This window comes from Burkholderia sp. AW49-1, assembly GCF_053427845.1.
Genome location: NZ_JBSAXF010000001.1, coordinates 430,436 through 451,719, shown reverse-complemented (window position 1 = coordinate 451,719; position 21,284 = coordinate 430,436). Strand labels below are relative to the sequence as shown.

Annotated in this window: 16 protein-coding genes; 10 read left to right on the top strand and 6 right to left on the bottom strand. The window is 68.1% G+C overall.

The features are described 5' to 3' along the window. Positions 1-9: 9 nt before the first annotated feature. Positions 10-1,473, bottom strand: a complete 1,464-nt coding sequence (locus ACV22W_RS01865) for a metallophosphoesterase family protein (protein ID WP_448017478.1) — start codon at positions 1,471-1,473, stop codon at positions 10-12. A 179-nt stretch (positions 1,474-1,652) separates the two neighbouring features. Between ACV22W_RS01865 and ACV22W_RS01860 the strand changes: the two genes are divergently transcribed. Next, positions 1,653-2,501, top strand: a complete 849-nt coding sequence (locus tag ACV22W_RS01860) for a class I SAM-dependent methyltransferase (protein ID WP_448017477.1) — start codon at positions 1,653-1,655, stop codon at positions 2,499-2,501. A 90-nt stretch (positions 2,502-2,591) separates the two neighbouring features. Here the strand turns inward: ACV22W_RS01860 and ACV22W_RS01855 are convergent, their stop codons facing one another. The 5 genes from ACV22W_RS01855 to ACV22W_RS01835 form a co-directional block, all read right to left on the bottom strand. Then, a complete protein-coding gene (locus tag ACV22W_RS01855; protein WP_448017476.1) occupies positions 2,592-2,903 on the bottom strand; it encodes a hypothetical protein in 312 nt (103 codons plus the stop codon). 58 nt (positions 2,904-2,961) lie between these two features. Then, on the bottom strand, positions 2,962-4,983 hold the full coding sequence (locus ACV22W_RS01850; protein WP_448017475.1) for a BCCT family transporter: 2,022 nt from the start codon (positions 4,981-4,983) through the stop codon (positions 2,962-2,964). Between the two features lie 283 nt (positions 4,984-5,266). Then, the gene (locus ACV22W_RS01845; RefSeq protein ID WP_448017474.1) at positions 5,267-6,454 is read right to left on the bottom strand and encodes a porin; all 1,188 of its coding nucleotides are present in this window, start codon (positions 6,452-6,454) and stop codon (positions 5,267-5,269) included. A 119-nt stretch (positions 6,455-6,573) separates the two neighbouring features. Further along, positions 6,574-8,994: a TIM-barrel domain-containing protein gene (locus ACV22W_RS01840; protein ID WP_448017473.1), complete on the bottom strand. Its 2,421-nt coding sequence runs from the start codon at positions 8,992-8,994 to the stop codon at positions 6,574-6,576. Between the two features lie 27 nt (positions 8,995-9,021). Continuing rightward, positions 9,022-10,293 (bottom strand): MFS transporter, encoded by a 1,272-nt coding sequence (locus ACV22W_RS01835; RefSeq protein WP_448017472.1) that lies wholly within the window; start codon positions 10,291-10,293, stop codon positions 9,022-9,024. Between the two features lie 445 nt (positions 10,294-10,738). On the opposite strand from ACV22W_RS01835, the gene ACV22W_RS01830 reads away from it, so the two are divergent. The 9 genes from ACV22W_RS01830 to ACV22W_RS01790 all read left to right on the top strand — a co-directional run bounded on the left by ACV22W_RS01830 (position 10,739) and on the right by ACV22W_RS01790 (position 21,122). Further along, a complete protein-coding gene (locus ACV22W_RS01830; protein WP_448017471.1) occupies positions 10,739-11,695 on the top strand; it encodes a MurR/RpiR family transcriptional regulator in 957 nt (318 codons plus the stop codon). Next, on the top strand, positions 11,692-12,678 hold the full coding sequence (locus ACV22W_RS01825) for an isoaspartyl peptidase/L-asparaginase family protein (protein ID WP_448017470.1): 987 nt from the start codon (positions 11,692-11,694) through the stop codon (positions 12,676-12,678). Before ACV22W_RS01830 ends, ACV22W_RS01825 begins: the two co-directional genes overlap by 4 nt. Positions 12,679-12,705: 27 nt before the next feature. Further along, on the top strand, positions 12,706-14,628 hold the full coding sequence (locus ACV22W_RS01820; protein ID WP_448017469.1) for a dipeptide ABC transporter ATP-binding protein: 1,923 nt from the start codon (positions 12,706-12,708) through the stop codon (positions 14,626-14,628). A 129-nt stretch (positions 14,629-14,757) separates the two neighbouring features. Next, the gene (gene gsiB / locus ACV22W_RS01815) at positions 14,758-16,320 is read left to right on the top strand and encodes a glutathione ABC transporter substrate-binding protein GsiB (RefSeq protein ID WP_175907242.1); all 1,563 of its coding nucleotides are present in this window, start codon (positions 14,758-14,760) and stop codon (positions 16,318-16,320) included. Positions 16,321-16,387: 67 nt separating this feature from the next. Beyond that, the gene (gsiC, locus tag ACV22W_RS01810; RefSeq protein ID WP_448017468.1) at positions 16,388-17,308 is read left to right on the top strand and encodes a glutathione ABC transporter permease GsiC; all 921 of its coding nucleotides are present in this window, start codon (positions 16,388-16,390) and stop codon (positions 17,306-17,308) included. Positions 17,309-17,321: 13 nt separating this feature from the next. Further along, complete coding sequence (gene gsiD / locus ACV22W_RS01805) at positions 17,322-18,215, top strand: glutathione ABC transporter permease GsiD (protein ID WP_448017467.1); 894 nt, start codon at positions 17,322-17,324, stop codon at positions 18,213-18,215. Next, positions 18,215-19,291 carry a DmpA family aminopeptidase gene (locus ACV22W_RS01800; RefSeq protein ID WP_448017466.1) on the top strand — a complete coding sequence of 359 codons (1,077 nt, stop codon included), beginning with the start codon at positions 18,215-18,217 and terminating at the stop codon, positions 19,289-19,291. The genes gsiD and ACV22W_RS01800 overlap by 1 nt, the downstream gene beginning before the upstream one ends. Beyond that, positions 19,288-20,115 (top strand): M55 family metallopeptidase, encoded by an 828-nt coding sequence (locus tag ACV22W_RS01795; RefSeq protein WP_448017465.1) that lies wholly within the window; start codon positions 19,288-19,290, stop codon positions 20,113-20,115. The genes ACV22W_RS01800 and ACV22W_RS01795 overlap by 4 nt, the downstream gene beginning before the upstream one ends. Before the next feature lie 227 nt (positions 20,116-20,342). After that, positions 20,343-21,122, top strand: a complete 780-nt coding sequence (locus tag ACV22W_RS01790) for an AraC family transcriptional regulator (protein ID WP_448017464.1) — start codon at positions 20,343-20,345, stop codon at positions 21,120-21,122. The last annotated feature ends 162 nt before the right edge of the window (positions 21,123-21,284 follow it).

Below are 21,284 nucleotides of genomic sequence, written 5' to 3'. Positions count from 1 at the left end.
CTGCGTCACTCACGGCGCGATGAACCCCGTCTTGTCGCATGCGAGCGTGTTGCCCGACTGGTCGCACGACGCGAGCAGCTTGCCTGCCGCCGAATATGCATGGAACACCCAGCCCGTCGCCGGCGCCGCGCGTCGCTCCATGATCAGGAAGCCGAAGCTGTTGTTGTGCGACAGCCGCTCGATCACGGCACCCGGGGCGGGCGTCAGGCCGGCCGGGAATGGATCCGGCAGTGCAACGTCGAGGTTGTCGCCGCCGTTGCCGGACACGATCGTCGCCGGATGCCCGGACGAGAAGTTGATCGCCTGGAAGTCGTGCACGTGCCCGTGCAGCGCGACGTGGATGCCGGGCGGGTAGTACGCCTGCGCGTTCAGGCTCGCCATCACCGACTGCAGCGCGAGATTGCCAGGCGCGGGCGTGCTGCCGGCGATCGGCGCGAACGCGAGGATCGGATGATGGTTCGTGAAGATCGTCGTCGACATGCCCGCCTTCGACGCGAGCGACGCGACCGTCTGGAACTGCTTCTGGTAGATGCGGAACTGCGCGTCGGTCGTCTTCAGCGGATTGCGGCCGACCTTGGCGGTGTCGAACACGATCACTTGCGTGCCGCCGCCGAGCGACACCGCGTAGGGATCCGAGTAGTTCGCGTCGTCGTCGTAGGCCGGATCGTCGCACGAACGGGCCGCCGAATACGGGTGCGGATCGAGGAAGCGGTACCAGCCCTGGCCGGCCCGCGCGCATTCCTCGTGGTTGCCGCGCACGACGACCCACGGCGCCTTCGCGAACAGCGGCGCGGCCGGGCGGAACAAGTCGGCCTGCCACGCATCCCAGCCGTAGCCCCACGGGCTGTCCTTGCAGCCGGCGATGTCGGGCGGGCACGCGTTTTCGCGGTAGTGATAGTCGCCGACGTGCAGCACGAGGTCCGGCGACAGCTTCGCGACGCTCGCCGCGATCGTGTCGAACGGCCAGACCGTCGCGTCGTTGCACGCCTGCCATGCGTTGTCGGCCTTCTTCATCCGGCAGCCGGTGTCGGCGATGATCGCGATGCGCTGCGGCTGCGCTTTTGGCAACGGCAGCGCGCGGCCCGCGACGCTCGCCGTCTGGGCATCGCCCGGCAGCGTCGCTTCGCAGACCGACACCGGGAAGCTCGACGGTTTCGAGTCGGCCGGGGCGCTCGCCGTCGGCCGTTGCGCGACGGTCGCGGCGCCGGCGCGCAGCGTCATGCGCGACAGCTTGCCGTCGACGGACAACTGAGGACACAGCGGATCGCTCGCGGACGCAGGGCTGTAGTTCGTGACCACGCGCGCGATCGCCCGGTTCGCATCGCCGATTTCGACCCACGCGGCCTGAACGTTGATCGCCGCACTCGCCGGATCGGCGGGTGTATCGATGTGATTCGAACACGCGGACAGCGCCGCGAGGGCAACAAGCGGAGCGCAGCGCACGAACAGCGCGCGGGAGAGGAGTCGTCGCATGGGAGGCACCGTAGGAAAGCCGTCAACGATACGGAACGCGAATGTAAGAAATGTGAAGGTCAGGGCGACGGCCGCCGCGGCGCGCGAGGCGTGTCGCGTTCGCGGTCTTGACCTCAAGCCGGCTTGAAGCAGCATAGTCCGGATCACGGTCAACGATGCGGACAAAAGGAGAATCGACGATGGAAGGAAACCGGACAAACGAAGCGCAGTCTGCGCTGTGGAACGGCCCGTCGGGGCTGGCATGGGTCGACGCGCAGCGCTCGCTCGACCGGATGTTCGAGCCGTTCGAGGCATTGCTCGCGGATGGGGCGGTGGCGGCGTCCGCGGGCAGCGTGCTCGACGTCGGCTGCGGCACCGGCGCAGTGGCGCTCGCGATCGCACGGCGCCTTGGCGCGCACGCGCACTGTACGGGCCTGGATATTTCGGCGCAGATGATTGGCGCCGCACGGGCTCGCGCCGAACGCGAGGGCGTTGACGCCAACTTCGTGCATGCCGATGCGCAGACGCATGCGTTCGCGCCGGGGAAGTTCGACCTGATCGTGTCGCGCTTCGGCGTGATGTTCTTCGACGATCCGGCGCAGGCCTTCGCGAACCTGCGGCACGCGGCGCGCCCGAACGCGCGACTGCGATTCGTCGCATGGCGCGGCGCCGCCGACAATCCGTTCATGACGACGGCCGAGCGTGTCGCGGCGCCATTGCTGCCGGCCTTGCCGGCGCGGCAGCCGGGGGCGCCGGGACAATTCGCATTCGGCGACCGGCAACGGATCGCGTCGGTATTGTCGGACAGCGGCTGGGCCGACATCGCGATCGATCCGATCGATATCGCGTGCACGTTGCCGGTGTCCGCGCTGGACGACTACATCGCGCGAATGGGGCCGGTCGGGCTCGCGCTTCGTCAGGTGGACGACGCGACGCGCCGGCGAGTGATCGATACGGTTCGCGCGGCGTTCGGGCGCTACGTGGAGGGCGCGGAGGTGCGCTTCGACGCGGCGTGCTGGCTCGTCACGGCACGGGCGCCGTCAGCATGACGTATCGGGAATAGGGCGGCGGCCCGACGTTCGGCGCGTGGGTCGTCGTTCACGCGTGACAGGGCCGCGCCGCCGTGCGAATGGCGGGCATCAGTCGCGCCTCGCCCGCAACATCAGCCACGCGCAGCCTGCCGCCACGAGCGCGAGGCCGAGCAGCACCGCCTCGACGCCGAGTGCGAAACCGGGCGGCATCTCGCCGCTGTTCGGCATGGGCGACAGGTTGGCGGTGATCGCGATCGCGCCGCCGGCCAGCAGCGCGATGCAGACGATCCAGTAAACCTTGCCGCGCGCGGCGGCGGTGCGGATCCGCCAAAGCGCGAGGCCGACGCCGCCGAGGTAAAGCACCGCGAGCGTCGCGAGCGCGATGAAGTCGCCGGTGCGATCGTTCAGGAGGCTGCTCATGGCACGGCTCCGTCTGGCGCCGCGCGCCGGCTCGACGAGAGGAACGCAGCGGTCGGGTTCATTCGGCCTCCGTTGCGTGTCCCGGCGCGCGGCTCAGCAGATGCGTACGCTGGTCGGCCGCGAGCGAGACGTAGCGTTCGTATTGACGCAGGACATCGGCGATCAGTTCGTCGCCGCGCAGATATTCGACGTCGTAGCCGAGCCGGCCGTCCTCGAAGAACGTGACGATGCCGTACACGTGCGGACGCTCGGCTTCCGGCTCGGCCGCTTCGCGTACCAGGAAGGCCGCCGCGGATTTCGCCGTCACGCGCGCGCCGTAGACGAAATCGCGGTGTTCCGCGGTCGGCACGGTTAGCCGCACCGCATCGTCGCTGTCGCGTTGCACGTGTGCGTCGACGCCGCCCGAACGCAGCTCGTCGGCGACTTTGCGCAGCGCGGGCTCGACGGTTTCCGCGACGAACTGGCGCGCGTCGGACTCGGTCGTCTGCCGCAGGATGTGCGTCAGGCGATGGCGCCAGTGCTGGCCGGTCCAGAAGCTAGTCGCGGGCGCGACGTCCTGCGAATAGTGCGCACGATCTGCCGCGAGTCCGCGCCACAGCCCGTAGCACAGCGCGAGCATGATCAAGGCGACCGGCAATGCGGCGATCAACGTCATCGCCTGCAGCGCGCCGAGCCCGCCCGCGACCAGCAGCACGGCCGCCGTCACGCCCAGCAGCGCAGCCCAGAACAGCCGCTGCCAGACCGGCGAATGCGCGGTGCCGCGCGTCGCGATCTGGTCGATCACGAATGCGCCGGAATCGGCGGACGTGACGAAGAACACCGCGATCAGCACGATCGCGACGATCGACAGCAACTGTGGCAGCGGCAGGAAATCGAAGAAACGGAACAGCAACGCATCGACACTGCCGGCCGTCTGCGCGAGCGCGCCGGCCGCGCCGTGCGTGTCGAGCCAGATCGCGCTGTTGCCGAACACGGTCATCCACACGAGGTTGAATGCGGTCGGCACGAGCAACACGCCGATCACGAACTGGCGGATCGTACGGCCGCGCGAGATGCGCGCGATGAACATGCCGACGAACGGCGACCACGACACCCACCATGCCCAGTAGAGGATCGTCCAGCCGCCGAACCAGCCTTCCTCGCGCGGCGGCGCGTATGCATAGGTGCGGAACGACAGGTCGACGAGATTCGACAGGTACTGGCCGATGTTGTCGCCGAGCGCGCGCAGCAGGAACGACGTCGGGCCCGCGACGACCACGAACGCGAGCAACAGGAACGCCAGCAGCAGGTTCAGCTCGGACAGCCGCCGCACGCCCTTGTCGAGACCGCTCGCGGCCGATGCGCCGGCCAGGATCACGACGATCACGACGAGCCCGATGCGGAACGCGTTGCCGCTCGTATCCCAGCCGGCAACCGTATGCAGGCCCGCGCTCAACTGCATCACGCCGTAGCCGAGCGTCGTCGCGATGCCCGCGACCGTGCCGACCAGCGCGAACGCGTCGACCGTGTGGCCGATCCAGCCGTTCACGCGCTCGCGCAGCACCGGATACAGCCCGGAGCGCAGCGTCAGCGGCAGGTTGTAGCGGAATCCGAAGTATGCGAGCACGAGCCCCATCAGCCCGTAGATCGCCCACGCATGGAAACCCCAGTGGAAGAAGGTCATCAGCATCGCCTCGCGCGCGGCGGCCGGCGTGCCGGGGTCCACGGTCGGCGGCTTCAGGAAGTGCTGCATCGGCTCGCCGACGCCGAAGTACATGAGGCCGATGCCCATGCCCGCCGCGAACAGCATGGCCGTCCACGACAGGAAGCTGAATTCGGGCTCGGCGTCGTCGGGGCCGAGCCGGATGTTGCCGAAGTCGCTCGCCGCGATCAGCACGAGAAACACGAGGAACGTGGTGACGGCGAGCACGTAGAACCAGTCGAAGCGCGCGACGACCCATTGCTGGCCGGAGGAGAAGAGCGCGCCTGCTTCGGTCGGGCGCAGCGCGCACACGACGAGCAGTGCACCGATGACCGCGAGCGCGGGCAGCACGACCTGCGGCTTGAATGTCGTGCGGGGCGAGGAACGGGAATCTGGCATGGCTGGCATCCAGTTGTGGGCGCAACGAGGCGCGACGCCGCCCGGCGCGCGTGTCGCGCGTCGGACCCTGATACGGCGTGCGTCGAGTGTACCGCGGTGTCAGGACTGCAAGAAGGGATATGCAGCAGGGATAAACCTGACGAATTGTAAGGTATCGGGGCGATCGCGAAAACCCGCACGCTGCGCGCTGCATGCGAAAGAGGTGGACGACGAACGTCAAGCCGGCGCCCCGGACGATGCGGATCGCCCGGGGCGCAAGCAACGCAGGCGCGGCCGTACGGGTTCAGAACGTCACGGCGATCCCGGCCATGCCGACGAACTGGCCGTGCGTCGTCGACGGCGTGAGCTGCTGCGAATCGCCGACGATCGGCGCCGCGTCGACGATATGGCCGGCACCCGGCGCGCCGAGCGTCCGCCCGCTCGAATGCGTGTACGCCTGTAGCGCATAGAGCGTCGTGCGCTTCGACAGGCTGTACGACTCCTTCAGCGAATACTGCTGGTAACGGGCCGCGTCCGAGACGCCGTTCGCCTTCGACGCGAGCGTGTACGCGAACGCGCCGGCCACCGAGAAAGTCGGCGTAAAGCGATATGCGGCGAGCGCGCCGTAGGTGTTGAACACGGCCGTGTCCGTGAACGCGGAGCCGTTGCCGGGCAGGTACTTCACGTTCGAGTAGTTGAGGCCCATCGTCAGGTTGCCGAGCGTGTAGTTGCCGGCCGCCGCGATATGCTCGACGGCCTTCGCGGTCAGGTAGCCCTGGTTCAGCACGGACACCGCGAAGCTGCCCGACGCGGCGGTTGCCGGATTCAGGAAGCCCGCCGACGAACCCGAGCTGTTGATGCGCAGGTAGCCGGCCGCGATCCCGACCGGCCCGTTCGCATAGCGCAGTGCGGCGCTGAACGTGTTGCCCTTGCCGGCTGCGCCGGCGATGCCGCCGAACGCATACATCGCGCTCGCGGTCAGCCCGGCGAACGTCGGCGACGTGTAGGTGACGGAGTTGTTTACGCGGATCGTCGTGTCGAGCCCGTCGATGTCGCCCGGATGCGCGCCCGTCGCGCCGGTCAGCCAGCTGCTCGCCGCGTACGGGCCGACCAGCAGGAAGTACGGCGTGTACTGGCGGCCGGCCGTCACCGTGCCGTAATGATCGTTGCGCAGCCCGACGAAGGCCTGGCGATTGAAGATCGTGCCGGCGGCGGCCTGTGCACCGGTGTTCAGGTTGAAGCCGGATTGCAGGTCGAAGATCGCGTGCGTGCCGCCGCCGAGATCCTCGTCGCCGCGCAGTCCGAACTTCGACGCATACAGGTTGCCGTCGCGCATGTACACGTTCGAGTGGCCTTGCTGGTTGTTCACGTACGCGAGCGAATCGTCGACCACGCCGTACAGCGTCACGCTGCTCTGCGCATGGGCGGCGGAAGCGCCGAGCGACGCGGCCGATAAAATCAGGAATGCAGAGTAGTGATGCGATGCTTTCATTGACGATCTCCATGTCTCTTCAAGGGGCGGGAGGCTGATCGGCCTCCTCTTTGGCGGAGGGCGGGCCTTGTGCGCGGCCCGCCCGATCCGAGGGTTCGGCGTTTTCCGCGCTTGCGCGGTCAGTCGTCGAGTGCCACGACGACGCGACGCCACGCGCCGTCCTGCGCATCGTGTTCGACGCGCGCACCGCGCACGGCAAGCGCGCCTTGCAGCGATGCCGGCAGCAGGATCTCCACGCGCTCGGCGGGGCGGTTCATGCGGCCATCCCAGCGGACCGACACGCCGAGTTCGCCCGACGCAGTGCGTCCGGTCTCGATGCGCCACAGCCCGTATTCGCCGTCGCGCCACGCTTCCGTTTCGCCGTCGTCCTCGACGCATTCGCCGTATGCAACGCCGTCCTCGATGCGCGGCGCGACGAGGAAACCGCGCGTGTCCGCGCGTGCGCCGAACCGTTGCTCGGCGACGTTCAGCGGCAGCACGCGGCCTTCGCGCAACAACATCACCGGCGTGTCGAGCGGCGCGGGCAGCGTCACGTTCGCGCCGCCGTCGAACGACTGCGCGCTCGCGCAGCACAGCCAGCGCGCGCCGGACGGCAGGTAGACCGTGCGCTCCGTGCGGCCCGGCTCGACGACCGGCGCGACCAGCAGCGCGTCGCCGAGCATCATGTCGTCGCATTCGTCGTAGCAGCGCGGGTCGCCGGGGAAGTCGCCGAAGGTCGGCCGCAGCACGGGCTCGTAGCGCGTGGTCGACAACCAAAGCAGGTGATAGAGGTAAGGCAGCAGCCGATAACGCTGCTTGATCAGCGATGCGATCCGCGCGGTGATCTCCGGATACATCCACGGTTCGTTGACGGTGCCGTCGTCATTCCACGAATGGATGCTGAAGCGCGGCATGAAGATGCCGAACTGCACCCAGCGCAGCAGCAGCTCGGGCGACGGCGCGGGGCCGGAGAAGCCGCCGATGTCGTGGCCGATGTTCGATACGCCCGACAACGCGAGTCCGAGGCCCATCTTGAGGTTGTAGCGCAGCGTTTCCCACGACGTGTAGTTGTCGCCGGACCAGGTCTGTACGTAACGCTGCATGCCTGCGCCCCCGGAGCGCGACACGAGGAATGGCCGCTGCGCCGGCGCATGCGCGCGCTGTGCTTCACGCGACGCGCGCATCATCAGCATCGTCTGCAGCACCTTCGCCTCGCGCGCGGGAAACGGCTGGCCGAAGCCGTGCGCGATCGCGTCGGGCGACCAGATCTCGTATTCGTTGTTGTCGTTCCACGTCGACTCGATCCCGTAGTCGAGCAGCGCCGACGTGACCTGCTCGCGCCACCAGCGGTACGCGTCCGGTTGCGTGAAGTCGAGATACGCGCCGACCTCGTCCCAGAACTGCACCCATGCCGGTTCGCCGGATGCCGAGCGGATCAGCAGCCCGCGCCGCGCGGCGTCGTCGAACGCCGGGTGGTCGCGCAGCAGGCACGGCTTGATGTTCGCGCACAGGCGGATGCCGTGGTCGCGGTAGTGCTTCACGAAACCCTTCGCGTCGGGAAACTTCTCTCGGTTCCAGTTGAACACGTAGCGCTTCGCGCCGATCGACGTATAGCCCGACGACAGGTGGAACGAATCGCACAGGATGTCGTGCGATTCGCACTGCTCGACGAACTGGTTCATCTGCCGCTGCGCGTCCGGCGCGTCGGTGTAGCTCATCGTCGAGCCCGAATAGCCGAGCCCCCATTTCGGCGTGCGCGCCGGGCGTCCGGTGAGCCACGTGAAGCGCCGGGCGGCCGCGAGCGGCGTGTCGGGCGACGCGATGAAGTAGTAGTCGAGATCGCCATGCTCGGCGACGAAGTAGCGGTAGAGCCCGTGGTAGTTGTCGAGTTCGCGGCCCATGTCGAACGCGCAATCCGACATCGTGTCGTAGAACAGCCCGAAGCCCTGGCACGCGCCGGGCGACCACGTGACGTAGAACGGAATGTGCTTGTAGAGCGGGTCGGTGTGCTTCGCGCTGTAACCCATCGCGTCGATGTTGCGCATCTCGAAGCGCGCGCCGGTGCGGTCGAGGTCGCCCGCGCGCTCGCCGAGACCGAACACCTTGTCGCCGCGCTCGCGTGCGACGTAGTGATAGGCGCGATCGTCCCACCAGCCGAAGTTGTACGCCTGTGTCGCGCGGTCGGCGAGCACGACGCGCCACGCGTCGTCCGCACCGCGCATCGACCACGTGCAATGGCCGCCCTGCAGTTTCACGTCGAGGCGGATCTGCGCGGTTTCGATGCGCACGCCGCCGTCGTCTTCGACGAAGTCGTAGGCAGGCAGCGTGAAGCCGCTCAGGTCGAGGCGGTCGCGCCCTTCGAGCGGCACGTCGTCGAGGCCCGGTGCGATCGTCCAGGTGCGCGGGGTGCGCGGCGTCGCGTCGGGCAGCACGCGCACGCGCACGATGTCGTCCTCGAGCACGAAGATCTCGAGGGTCACGCCCGCGTCGGACGCGAGCAGCACACGGTTCGCCTGCCGGTCGGCGACGCGGAACACGGGCGGATGGAGAAGCGAAGTCATGAAGGCGATTCCTGATGAAGACGGAGGTCAGGCGTGCTGCGCGAGCAGGCGTTCCTGCTTCGATTGCCCGCGGATCAGCACCGCGAGCAGCGTGACGCCGATGATGTCGAACAGGCCGAGGCACGCGAACAGCGGTGCGTAGCCGATCTTGTCGGCGAGCGCGCCGACCAGCAGCGAGAAGCCGAGTCCGCCGATCCACGCGGCCATGCCCGCGAAGCCGCTGGCGGTGCCGACTTCCTCGGGATCGAACACGTCGGCCGACAGCGTGTTGACGAGCGCGGAGATCATCTGGTGCGCGAAGCCGCCGACGCAGAACAGGCCGATGGCCGTGTACGGCGACGACACGAGCCCGATCATCGCCGGCCCCAGCATCAGCACCGCGCCGAGGGCGACGCCGGCGACACGCGACCACACGAGCGGCAGCCTGAACCGGTTCGCGAGGTAGGGCGACAGATAGCCGCCGGCGATGCCGCCGAGGTCGGCCGCGAGAAACGGCATCCACGCGAATACGGCGATCTGCGTGAGCGGCATGTGGCGTTCGGTCGCGAGGTACAGCGGAATCCAGAAACTGAAAGTCTGCCACGCGGGTTCCGCGAAGAAGCGCGGCAGCGCGATCGCCCAGAAGCGGCGCGCGGTGACGACGTCGCGAATCCGGCGCTTCGACGCGGCCGGCATCGTGGCCTGGCCGTCGCGGATCAGCGTGCGCTCCTGCGACGTGATGCGCGGATGATCGGACGGCGACCGGTACTGCGTGTACCAGAGCGCGGCCCACACGAAGCCGAGCGCGCCGGTGACCATGAACGCGGATTGCCAGCCGAACCGCATCGACAGGAACACGACGAGCGGCGGCGCGATCGCGGCGCCGAGCGACGTGCCCGCGTTGAAGTAGCCGACCGCGACGGATTTCTCGCGATCGGGAAACCATTCGGCGACGGCCTTCATCCCCGACGGGATCGCGGCGGCCTCGAACAGCCCGAGCAAGCCGCGCAGGATGCCGAGCGACAGCCAGCCGGACGCGAAGCCGTGCGCGACGCCGACCACCGACCACAGCATCGCGAACAGCGCGAATCCGACCCGCAGGCCGACCAGGTCGACGATGAACCCGCATACCGGCTGCATGATCGTGTAGCCGATCTGGAACGCCCCGACGATATATGAGTACTGCTGCGTCGAGATCGCGAACACCTGCTTGAGTTCCGGTGCGAGCACCGCGAGGGAATTTCGTGCGAGGTAGTTGAGGATCGTGCCGAGACATACCAGCACGATGATCCACCAGCGCAACGCCTTGACTGTTTTCACTGCTGTCTCCTGAACCATGCAAGTCGCCCGGCTGGGGCGCCTGATGCGGTCATGTTTGTACGATGTCCGATCTTGTAGGTGGTAGATTCGCCCGAATTCGACCGGCATCACCGCATTCAATCGAACATTTCGCTGCCGTTGAGGGCCGATGTTATCGGACGACTGATCATTTTCGAGCATCCTATGTTCGAATTCGAATCCGGTCAACGTGATTCTGCATTCGAACGAACATCCTCGGGATATTCCCGATAAGTCCGGACAGAGCCCCCGTGCGGTGCGCGACGCGTGGCGCCCAATGCGCGCTGGACGGAGCCGAGCGGCCGTCGCACGACCGACCGCATCAGGCGGGCCCGGCAGGGGGCGTGACAACCCTGATGAAAATTTATTTTTTTCCTGCCGGCAGATTGTGTAAATTGATTTTCATCTACCTTGCAAAACCATTCGCATGACGCCTCTCGTTCCGCACGATGCCAGTCACGACGAATCCGCGATCGCGGAGCGCATCGCCTCGGCCATGCCGCGGATGACGCCGATCCACCGCCGGATGGGCGAGTTTGTCCTCGCGAATCCCTTTCGCGCGGCGACGATGCGGATCGACGAGCTGGCGCAGGCCGTGAATGCGTCGATCGCGACCGCGAACCGGTTCGCGAAGGCGCTCGGTTTCGACGGCTATCCCGCGATGCGCGCGGCGCTCGTGCGCGGCTTCGAGGCGACGCTCGGCCCGGTCGAGCGGCTGCGTTCCGCGCAGGAGCAGGAACAGGAGCACGAGCAGGGCGTGCGCGGCGCCGCGTGGATCGACGCGGTGTTCGACCAGGCCGTCGCGAACATCGAGAACACGCGTGCGCAGCTGGATGCGGCCGACGTCGAGGCGGCCGTCGAGGCGATCGTCGGCGCGCGGCGCGTGCTGATCCTCGGCGCCGGTTCGAGCGCCTTTCTGACCGGGCTGATGGAGCACGGATTGTCGGTGTGTCACGACAACGTGCAGTCGCTCGCGCTGCTCGGCGGCCCGTCGCATGCGGCGCGGCGCCTGTACACGGCCGACTCGCGCGATCTCGTGATCGCGCTCGCGTTTCCGCGCTACGTCAAGGACACGATCGAGCTGGCTCGCCGCGCGGCCGCGCGTGGCGCGCGCGTGCTCGGCATCTCCGACGGGCCCGGTTCGCCGCTTGCACCGATCGCGTCGCTGAATCTGTACGTGAAGGCCGAACGGCGTTTCGCGGCCACGTCGGAAGCGGCCGTGCTGACGATGATCGAGGCGCTGATCGACGCGGTCGCGCTGCGCACGCACCGCTCCGCGAAGTCCGCCGCCGAAATGACCGAATTCCTGTTGCCGTGGCTGATCCACCCGCAAGCGGCGCAGCCGACCGCCAACCCCTCTTCCTCCGGTCCGAAAAAATCATGACTTCACCCGCGATCGTCGCGATTCATGGCGGTGCAGGCACGATCCTGCGCGATGCGATGGACACCGACACGGAACGCCAGTACCGCGCCGAACTCACCGCGATCCTGCAGGCCGCGCAACAGGTGCTCGCCGATGGCGGCAGCGCACTCGATGCCGTCACCGTCGCGGTGCGGCTTCTCGAGGACTGTCCGCTGTTCAACGCGGGGCGCGGCGCCGTCTATACGGCCGAAGGCAAGCACGAACTCGACGCGGCGGTGATGGACGGCACGACGCTCGCGGCCGGCGCGATCTGCTGCGCGACCCGCGTGCGCAATCCGGTGCTCGCCGCACGGCGCGTGATGGAGGCGAGCGAGCACGTGCTGTTGGCAGGCGCGGGCGCCGACGCGTTCGCGGCCGCACAGGGCCTCGAACTCGCCGAGCCCGGCTACTTCGACACGGAAGCGCGTCATGCACAGTGGGTCAAGGCGCGCGCGGCGGCCGGCACGATGCTCGATCACGATGCCGCGACCTTCGCGTTCGGCGCCGGGCAGCCGGCCGAGCCGCTCGATCCCGACCGCAAGCACGGCACGGTCGGCGCGGTCGCGTGCGACGTGCACGGCCATATCGCGGCGGCGACGTCGACTGGCGGCATCACGAACAAGCAGCCCGGACGTGTCGGCGATTCGCCGATCATCGGCGCCGGCTGCTACGCGGACGACGCGACCTGCGCGGTATCCGCGACGGGCACCGGCGAGATGTTCATCCGGCTCGCGACCGCGCATGACGTGGCCGCGCAGATGGCCTATCGCGGTGCATCGCTCGCCGATGCCGCGCACGACGCAGTGATGAACAAGCTGTCGCGCGTGGCCGGGCGCGGCGGGATCATCGCGGTCGACGCGCACGGCAACGTCGCGATGCCGTTCAACACGGAAGGGATGTATCGCGGCTACGCACGCGTCGGCGAGGCGCCCGTGGTCGGCATCTATCGCGACGATGCGGCCTGATTCCGGACCGCACGAGGAGACCTCCGCATGACTTCGAGCCGAACCCCGTCCGCGCTGGTGCTGCCGGAGCAGCGCGTCATCGCCGTCGACGACCTGTCGGTCATGTTCCGCCGCGAAAACGCGACGTTCGATGCGGTGCGCAACGTGTCGTTTCACGTCGATCGCGGCGAGACGCTCGCGATCGTCGGCGAGTCGGGCTCCGGCAAGTCGGTCACGTCGCTCGCGCTGATGCGGCTCGTCGAGCATGGCGGCGGCGAGATCACGAGCGGCCGGATCGTGTTGCGGCGTCGCGGCGGCGCGCTCGTCGACCTCGCGCAGGCGAGCGCGGCGACGATGCGCGGAATCCGCGGCGCGGACATCGCGATGATCTTCCAGGAGCCGATGACGTCGCTGAATCCGGTGTTTACGGTCGGCGACCAGATCAGCGAGGCGATCGCGCTGCACCAGTCCAAGAGCGCGACGGAAGCCCGCGCGGAAGCGTTGCGGCTGCTCGATCTCGTGCGCATTCCGGAGGCGCGCCGCGTGTTCGCGCGCTATCCGCATCAATTGTCCGGCGGGATGCGGCAGCGCGTGATGATCGCGATGGCGCTGTCGTGCCGGCCGGCGCTCCTGATCGCCGACGAACCGACGACCGCGCTCGACGTGACGATCCAGGCGCAGATCCTGCAGCTGATCCGCGGCCTGCAGGACGAAATGAACATGGGCGTGATCTTCATCACGCACGACATGGGCGTGGTCGCGGAAGTGGCCGATCGCGTGCTCGTGATGTATCGCGGCGAGAAGGTCGAGGAGGGCGAGTCCGAACGCATTTTCGCGACGCCCGCGCATCGCTACACGCGTGCGCTGCTCGCGGCCGTGCCGCGGCTCGGCTCGATGCAGGGCACCGATAACCCCGAGAAATTCCCGCTGCTGAAGGTGGACGGCGCGAGCGCGGCCGCGCCGGCGCCTGCCGCGAACGATGCGCGCAACGCGGCCGCGGCCCCCGCCGCCGGGCAGCCGCACGTTGATCCGGCCGCGCCGCCGATCCTGCGGGTGCGCGATCTCGTCACGCGGTTTCCGGTGAAGAGCGGCGTGTTCGGCCGCGTGTCGCAATACGTGCACGCGGTCGAGCGCGTGAGCTTCGAGCTGCGCGCGGGCGAGACGCTGGCGCTCGTCGGCGAATCCGGCTGTGGCAAGTCGACCACCGGCCGCTCGCTGCTGCGCCTCGTCGAATCGCAGAGCGGCTCGATCGAATTCGACGGCCGCGACATCAGCGCGATGAAGGGCCATGACCTGCAGGCGCTGCGCCGAAACATCCAGTTCATCTTCCAGGATCCGTTCGCGTCGCTGAACCCGCGCCTGACGGTCGGGTTCTCGATCATGGAGCCGCTGCTCGTGCACGGCGTCGCGAGCGGCCGCGATGCGCAGGCGCGCGTCGACTGGCTGCTCGACAAGGTCGGCCTGCCGCCGGAGGCCGCGCGTCGCTATCCGCACGAATTCTCGGGCGGCCAGCGTCAGCGGATCGCCATCGCGCGCGCGCTCGCACTGAATCCGAAGGTCGTGATCGCCGACGAATCGGTGTCGGCGCTCGACGTGTCCGTGCAGGCGCAGATCGTCAACCTGATGCTCGACCTGCAGCGCGAGCTGGGCGTCGCGTATCTGTTCATCTCGCACGACATGGCCGTCGTCGAACGCGTCAGCCATCGCGTCGCGGTGATGTATCTCGGCCAGATCGTCGAGATCGGCCCGCGCCGTGCGGTGTTCGAGGCGCCGCAGCATCCGTACACGAAGAAGCTGATGAGCGCGGTGCCGGTGGCCGACCCCGCGCGCCGGCATGCGCCGCGCCAGCTCGCGGCGGACGAGATTCCGAGCCCGATCCGCGCGGTCGGCGACGAGCCGCTCGTCGCGCCGCTCGTCGCGGTCGGCCCCGATCATTACGTCGCGACGCATCGCGTCGGCGGCGCGTATTGATTGCACGGCGAGGCGCATATGGACCGCAGCTGCGCACGCGCCAGGCAACGGCGCCATTTTCCCGAGCGGATGCAGTCACGCCGCGATTTCCACCACGCGTTACCGAATCATCCACAGGAGCCAGACAAAATGAACAAGTCGCATTCGTTCCCGATGTTCCGTCCGCGCGCGTTGTTCGCCGCGGGGGCAGGCGCGCTCGCGCTGTCGGTCGCCGTGCCCGCGTTCGCGCAGCAGAACGTCGTGGTCGCCGTGTACTCGACGTTCACGACGATGGATCCGTACGACGCGAACGACACGGTGTCGCAAGCCGTCGTCAAGTCGTTCTACGAAGGGCTGTTCGGCTTCGACAAGGACATGAAGCTCGTCAACGTGCTCGCGACGAGCTACCAGGCGTCGCCCGATGCGAAGGTCTACACGGTCAAGCTGCGCCCGGGTGTGAAGTTCCACGACGGCACGGACTTCAACGCCGACGCGGTGAAGGCGAACTTCGACCGTGTGACCGATCCGGCGAACAAGCTGAAGCGTTACGGGCTGTTCCGCGTGATCGAGAAGACCGAGGTGGTCGATCCGATGACGGTGCGCTTCACGCTGCGCGAGCCGTTCTCCGCGTTCATCAACACGCTCGCGCACCCGTCGGCGGTGATGATTTCGCCGGCCGCGCTGAAGAAGTGGGGGCGTGACGTGTCGCTGCATCCGGTCGGCACGGGCCCGTTCGAGTTCGTCGAATGGAAGCAGACCGACGACATGAAGGTGAAGAAGTTCGCCGGCTACTGGAAGAAGGGCTATCCGAAGGTCGATTCGATCGACTGGAAGCCGGTGGTCGACAACAACACGCGCGCCGCGCTGCTCAAGACCGGCGAAGCCGATTTCGCGTTTACGATCCCGTTCGAGCAGGCGGCCGACCTGAAGAGCAATCCGAAGGTCGAGCTGATCGAGCGGCCGTCGATCATCCAGCGCTACATCTCGCTGAATACGCAGAAGAAGCCGTTCGACAATCCGAAGGTGCGTGAAGCGCTGAACTACGCGGTCAACAAGGAAGCGCTCGCGAAGGTCGTGTTTGCCGGTTACGCAACCCCGCAGACGGGTGTCGCCCCGGTGGGCGTCGAATACGCGACCAAGCTCGGGCCCTGGCCGTACGATCCGGCGAAGGCGCGCGCGCTGCTGAAGGAGGCCGGTTATCCGAACGGCTTCGAGTCCACGCTCTGGTCCGCGTACAACCATTCGACGGCGCAGAAGCTGATCCAGTTCGTCCAGCAGCAGCTCGCGCAGGTCGGCGTGAAGGTGCAGGTGCAGGCGCTCGAGGCCGGCGAGCGGGTCGCGAAGGTCGAGAGCGCGCAGGACCCGGCGACGGCGCCGGTGCGGATGTATTACAGCGGCTGGTCGGCCTCGACGGGCGAGGCGAACTGGGCGCTGTCGCCGCTGCTCGCGTCCGCATCGGCGCCGCCGAAGCTCTACAACACCGCGTACTACAAGAACGGCGCCGTCGACGACGATCTCGCCAAGGCGCTCGAGACGACCGACAACGCGAAGAAGGCCGCGCTGTACGCCGACGCGCAGAAGCAGGTGTGGGCCGACGCGCCGTGGATCTTCCTGGTGCAGGAGAAGATCGTCTATGCGCGCAGCAAGCGCCTGCACGGCATGTACGTGATGCCGGACGGTTCGTTCAACTTCGACGAAATCTCGGTGAAATGACGACGATTCGCCCGTTGTGCGGCGCCGGCGACGCAAGCTGCCGGCGCGCTGATTCGATCGGTGCCCCATGCTGAATTTTCTCGTCAAACGCCTGTTCGGCCTGCTGCCCACGCTCGCGATCGTCGCGGTGCTGGTGTTCCTGTTCGTGCACCTGCTGCCGGGCGATCCGGCGAGGCTCGCGGCGGGCCCGGAAGCCGACGACGCGACGGTCGCGCTCGTGCGCGCCGATCTCGGGCTCGACCGGCCGCTGCCGACGCAGTTCGCGAACTTCTTCGTGAAGATCGCGCACGGCGATTTCGGCATGTCGACGCGCAGCAAGCGTCCGGTATCGACCGAGATCGGCGAGCGCTTCATGCCGACGCTGCTGCTGACGCTCGTCAGCATGGTCTGGGCGACGGCGTTCGGAATGGCGATCGGGATCGCGTCGGCGGTATGGCGCAACCGCTGGCCCGACCGCGTCGGGATGACGATCGCGGTGTCGGGCATCTCGTTTCCGGCATTCGCGCTCGGCATGCTGCTGATGGAGATCTTCTCGGTGAAGCTCGGCTGGCTGCCCGTCGTGCCGGACGGCACGTGGAAGAGCTACGTGCTGCCGTCGCTGACGCTCGGCGCCGCGGTCGCGGCCGTGATGGCGCGCTTCACGCGCGCGTCGTTCGTCGAGGTGCTCAACGAGGACTACGTGCGCACCGCGCGCGCCAAGGGCGTGCACGAGCCGATGGTCGTGCTCAAGCATTGCCTGCGCAACGCGATGATCCCGGTCGTCACGATGATGGGGCTGCAGTTCGGCTTCCTGCTCGGCGGCTCGATCGTCGTCGAGGCCGTGTTCAACTGGCCGGGGCTCGGGCGCCTGCTGGTCGACGCGGTGACGATGCGCGACTACCCGGTGATCCAGGCGATCGTGCTGCTGTTCTCGCTCGAATTCATCCTGATCAACCTGACCGTCGACGTGCTGTACGCGGTCATCAACCCGACCATCCGGTTCAAGTGAGAGTGAGGCGCGCATGAACGCGACTGTCCAGCCCGCGGCGCCGGCCGCATCGAGCGCGATCCGCACGCCGTGGCGCGAATTCTGGCGCAAGTTCCGCAAGCAGACCGTCGCGCTGGCCGCCGGCGGTTTCGTGCTGGCGCTCGTCGTGCTCGCATTCGTCGGCCCGCACATCGTGCCGTTCGATCCGGAGAACTATTTCGACTACGACGCGTTGAACGCGGGGCCGTCGGCCGTGCACTGGTTCGGCGTCGACTCGCTCGGCCGCGACATCTTCAGCCGGATCGTCACCGGCACGCGCATCTCGCTCGCCGCCGGCTTCTTCTCGGTCGCGCTCGGCGCGCTCGTCGGCACGTTCTTCGGGCTGCTCGCGGGCTACTACGAAGGCTGGTGGGACCGCATCACGATGCGCGTGGCCGACGTGCTGTTCGCGTTCCCGGGGATCCTGCTCGCGATCGGCGTGGTCGCGATCCTCGGCAACGGGATGGTCAACGTGATCTGCGCGGTCGCGATCTTCAGCATTCCGGCGTTCGCGCGGCTCGTGCGCGGCAACACGCTGATGCTCAAGCACATGACCTACGTGGAAGCCGCGCGCAGCATCGGCGCATCCGACTGGACGATCATCATGCGGCACATCCTGCCGGGCACCGTGTCGTCGGTCGTCGTGTACTTCACGATGCGGATCGGCACGTCGATCATCACGGCCGCGAGCCTGTCGTTCCTCGGGCTCGGCGCGCAGCCGCCGACGCCGGAGTGGGGCGCGATGCTCAACGAGGCGCGCGCGGACATGGTGACCGCGCCGCACGTCGCGATCTTCCCGAGCCTCGCGATCTTCCTGACGGTGCTCGCGTTCAACCTGCTCGGCGACGGGCTGCGCGACGCGCTCGACCCGAAGCTGGAGCGGCGCTGATGCGAGCTGCACCCATGTGGGCCGCGACGCTGCCGGCCGGGCCACGCGGCACGATCGCCGACGTGCCGGGCGTGACGGTCGGCCACGCGACGCTCGATGCCGGTGACGTGCAGACGGGCGTCACCGTCGTCAAGCCGCATCCGGGCGATCTTTACCGCAGCAAGGTGCCGGCCGGCGCGGCCGTGATCAACGGCTTCGGCAAGAGCGTCGGGCTCGTGCAGGTCGACGAGCTCGGCACGCTGGACACGCCGATCGCGCTGACCAACACGTTCGGCGTCGGCGCGGTCGCGCAGGCGCAGATCCGCGCGGCGATCGCGAAGAATCCGCATATCGGCCGCGACTGGTCGACCGTCAACCCGCTCGTGTTCGAGTGCAACGACGGCTATCTGAACGACATCCAGGCGTTCGCGGTGACGGCCGCGCATTACGACGAAGCCTGCAATACGGCGGCGCGAGACTTCGCGCGTGGCGCGGTGGGCGCCGGGCGCGGAATGTCGTGTTTCGACCTGAAGGGCGGGATCGGCTCCGCGTCGCGCGTGGCCGTCGCGGCCGGCAGGCCGTATACGGTCGGCGCGCTGGTGCTCGCGAATTTCGGCCGTCTGCCGATGCTGACGCTCGGCGGCGTGCCGCTCGGGCGCGTCGTCGCGCAGCGGCGTGCCGCCGCGGGCGCGCCGGCGCCGGAGCAAGGGTCGATCATCCTGCTGCTGGCGACCGATGCGCCGCTCGACGCGCGGCAACTGTCGCGGCTCGCTCGTCGCGCGGGCGTCGGGCTTGCTCGCACCGGTTCGGTCTACGGGCACGGCAGCGGCGACATCGCGCTCGCATTTTCGACCGCGTACACGGTCGCGCATGATGCGTCGACCATCACGCTACCGGCCCTCGTGGCCGATGCGGCGCTCGATCCGCTGTTCACGGCCGCGGCCGAGAGCGTCGAACACGCGATCGCCGACGCGCTGCTGCAGGCCGTGACCGTGACCGGGCGCGACGGCCATGTGCGGCAATCGCTGCGCGACGCGGTGCCCGATCTCGATCGATTATTCAACGAAGGCAACGAAGGACGTCCGATCCATTCATGAAGATTCTGATCTCGACCGACATCGAGGGTGTGGCCGGTGTGTTCGCCGTCGAGCAGACGCGTGCCGGCAATCCGGAATACGAACGCGCGCGCCGCTGGATGACCGCCGAGGCGAACGCGGCGATCGAAGGCGCGTTCGCCGGCGGCGCGCAGGCCGTCTGGGTCAACGATTCGCATGGCGGCTTTCGCAATCTGCTGCCCGACGGGCTCGATGCCCGTGCCCGCGTCGTGCTCGGCAAGCCGCGTACGCTGGGGATGATGGCGGGCCTCGAACAGCAGCCCGACCTCGTGTTCATGATCGGCTTTCACGCGAAATCGCAGACACGCGGCGTGCTTGCGCACACCATCAACGGCTTCGCGTTCACGCAGGTGTGGCTGAATGGCGTCGAGCTCGGCGAAGCCGGGCTGTACGGCGCGCTGGCGCGCGAATACGGTGCGCACGTTGCGCTGGCGTCGGGCGACGACGTGTTCGCCGAGGAAACCCGGCCGCTGTTTCCGGACGCGCGTTTCGAGACGGTCAAGACGGCCGGCGGCGCATCGAGCGGCGACACGCTCACGCCGGCAGCGTCCTGCGCGCGCATCGCGACCGCCGCACGCGAAACGGTCGCGCACGCGCTGTCGTCCGGCTGGCGCGCGGGTGCGCATCGGCCCGCGCCGGTGGCTTGCACGCTGCGCGTGCAGACGGCCGCGCTCGCCGATCTGTTTTGCGTGCTGCCGTCGCTCGAGCGGGTCGATGCGGTGACGCTGCGCTTCGGCGGGCCGTCGGTGGAGCACGTGGTGCGCACGCTGAACAGCCTGTCGGCCATGTCGTTCATGCTGCGGTGATGCGTGCCGACCGGATGCCGGACCGCGATCTCGTCGCTGAAATCCGTGTCGGCCCGCGCCCCGCGAGATGAAACGTATTGGACATCTCCGCTCCGATGAAGTCGCTATCCGGCCGTTTCGGCCGTCGGGTCTTGCGGCCGTCCGGTCGCGCAAGCGTGGAGCGGATCGTAGACCGATCGAAGGTGACCCGCCTTCGCTATCGGTTCCTTCATGATGGAATTCGGGCCTTGAGAAATACGCTGCTGGATCCCTACGAACATATTCCGCGTAGCGTCGTGGCGACCGCCAACGACTACGCGGCGGGCACGACGTTTCCGGCGCACGCGCACGGGCGAGGCAAGTTCGCGTTTGCGTCGCGCGGCACGATCAGCGTGTCGACGCCGCACGGCCGCTGGCTGGTGCCGCCGCAGCGCGCGTGCTGGGTGCCGGCCGGCGTGCGGCACGAAATGACGATGACCGGGCCGGTCACGATGCTCAACGCGTTCGTGTCCGAAGACGCGGCCCGGGCCGCGGGGCTGTCGGACCAGTGTGGCGTATACGGCGTGTCGCCGCTGTTGCGGCAACTGATCGACGATGCGATCGATCTGCCGGCGATGTATGACGTCGACGGCCGGGCAGGCAAGCTGATGGCGCTGCTGATCGCGGAAATCGCGACGATGCCGCGGCTGTCGCTGCACGCGCCGCTGCCGAGCGATGCGCGCCTCGCGAAGATCTGCCGGCATCTGTTCGCGTCGCCGTCGATCGCGGCCGATCTCGACCAGGTGGCGACCGATGCGGGCGTGAGCCGGCGCACGTTTACACGGCTGTTCCGCGCGCAGACCGGCGTGAGTTTCGCCGCGTGGCGCCAGCAGGTCTGCATGCTGGCGGCGATCACACGGCTGAGCGACGGGCAGCCGGTGACGCGTGTCGCGCTCGATCTCGGATATGCGAGCGCGAGCGCCTTTACGTCGGCGTTTCGCCGCATCCTCGGCGAAACGCCGAGCCGGTATCTGGAGGCGCGCCGCTAGTCGGAACGGATACGGCGGCCGGCCCGGGTGCCGTGCTTCGGTCACGGACGAAAAAAACGCGCCTGCCAGGTTTCGGTCAGACGCGCTTAAAGGCACTCGGTCAGAAAAAATGCGTGGCAGCCGGTGGGGGCGCGTTCGCGCATCGAGCCGTGGAATTATTGC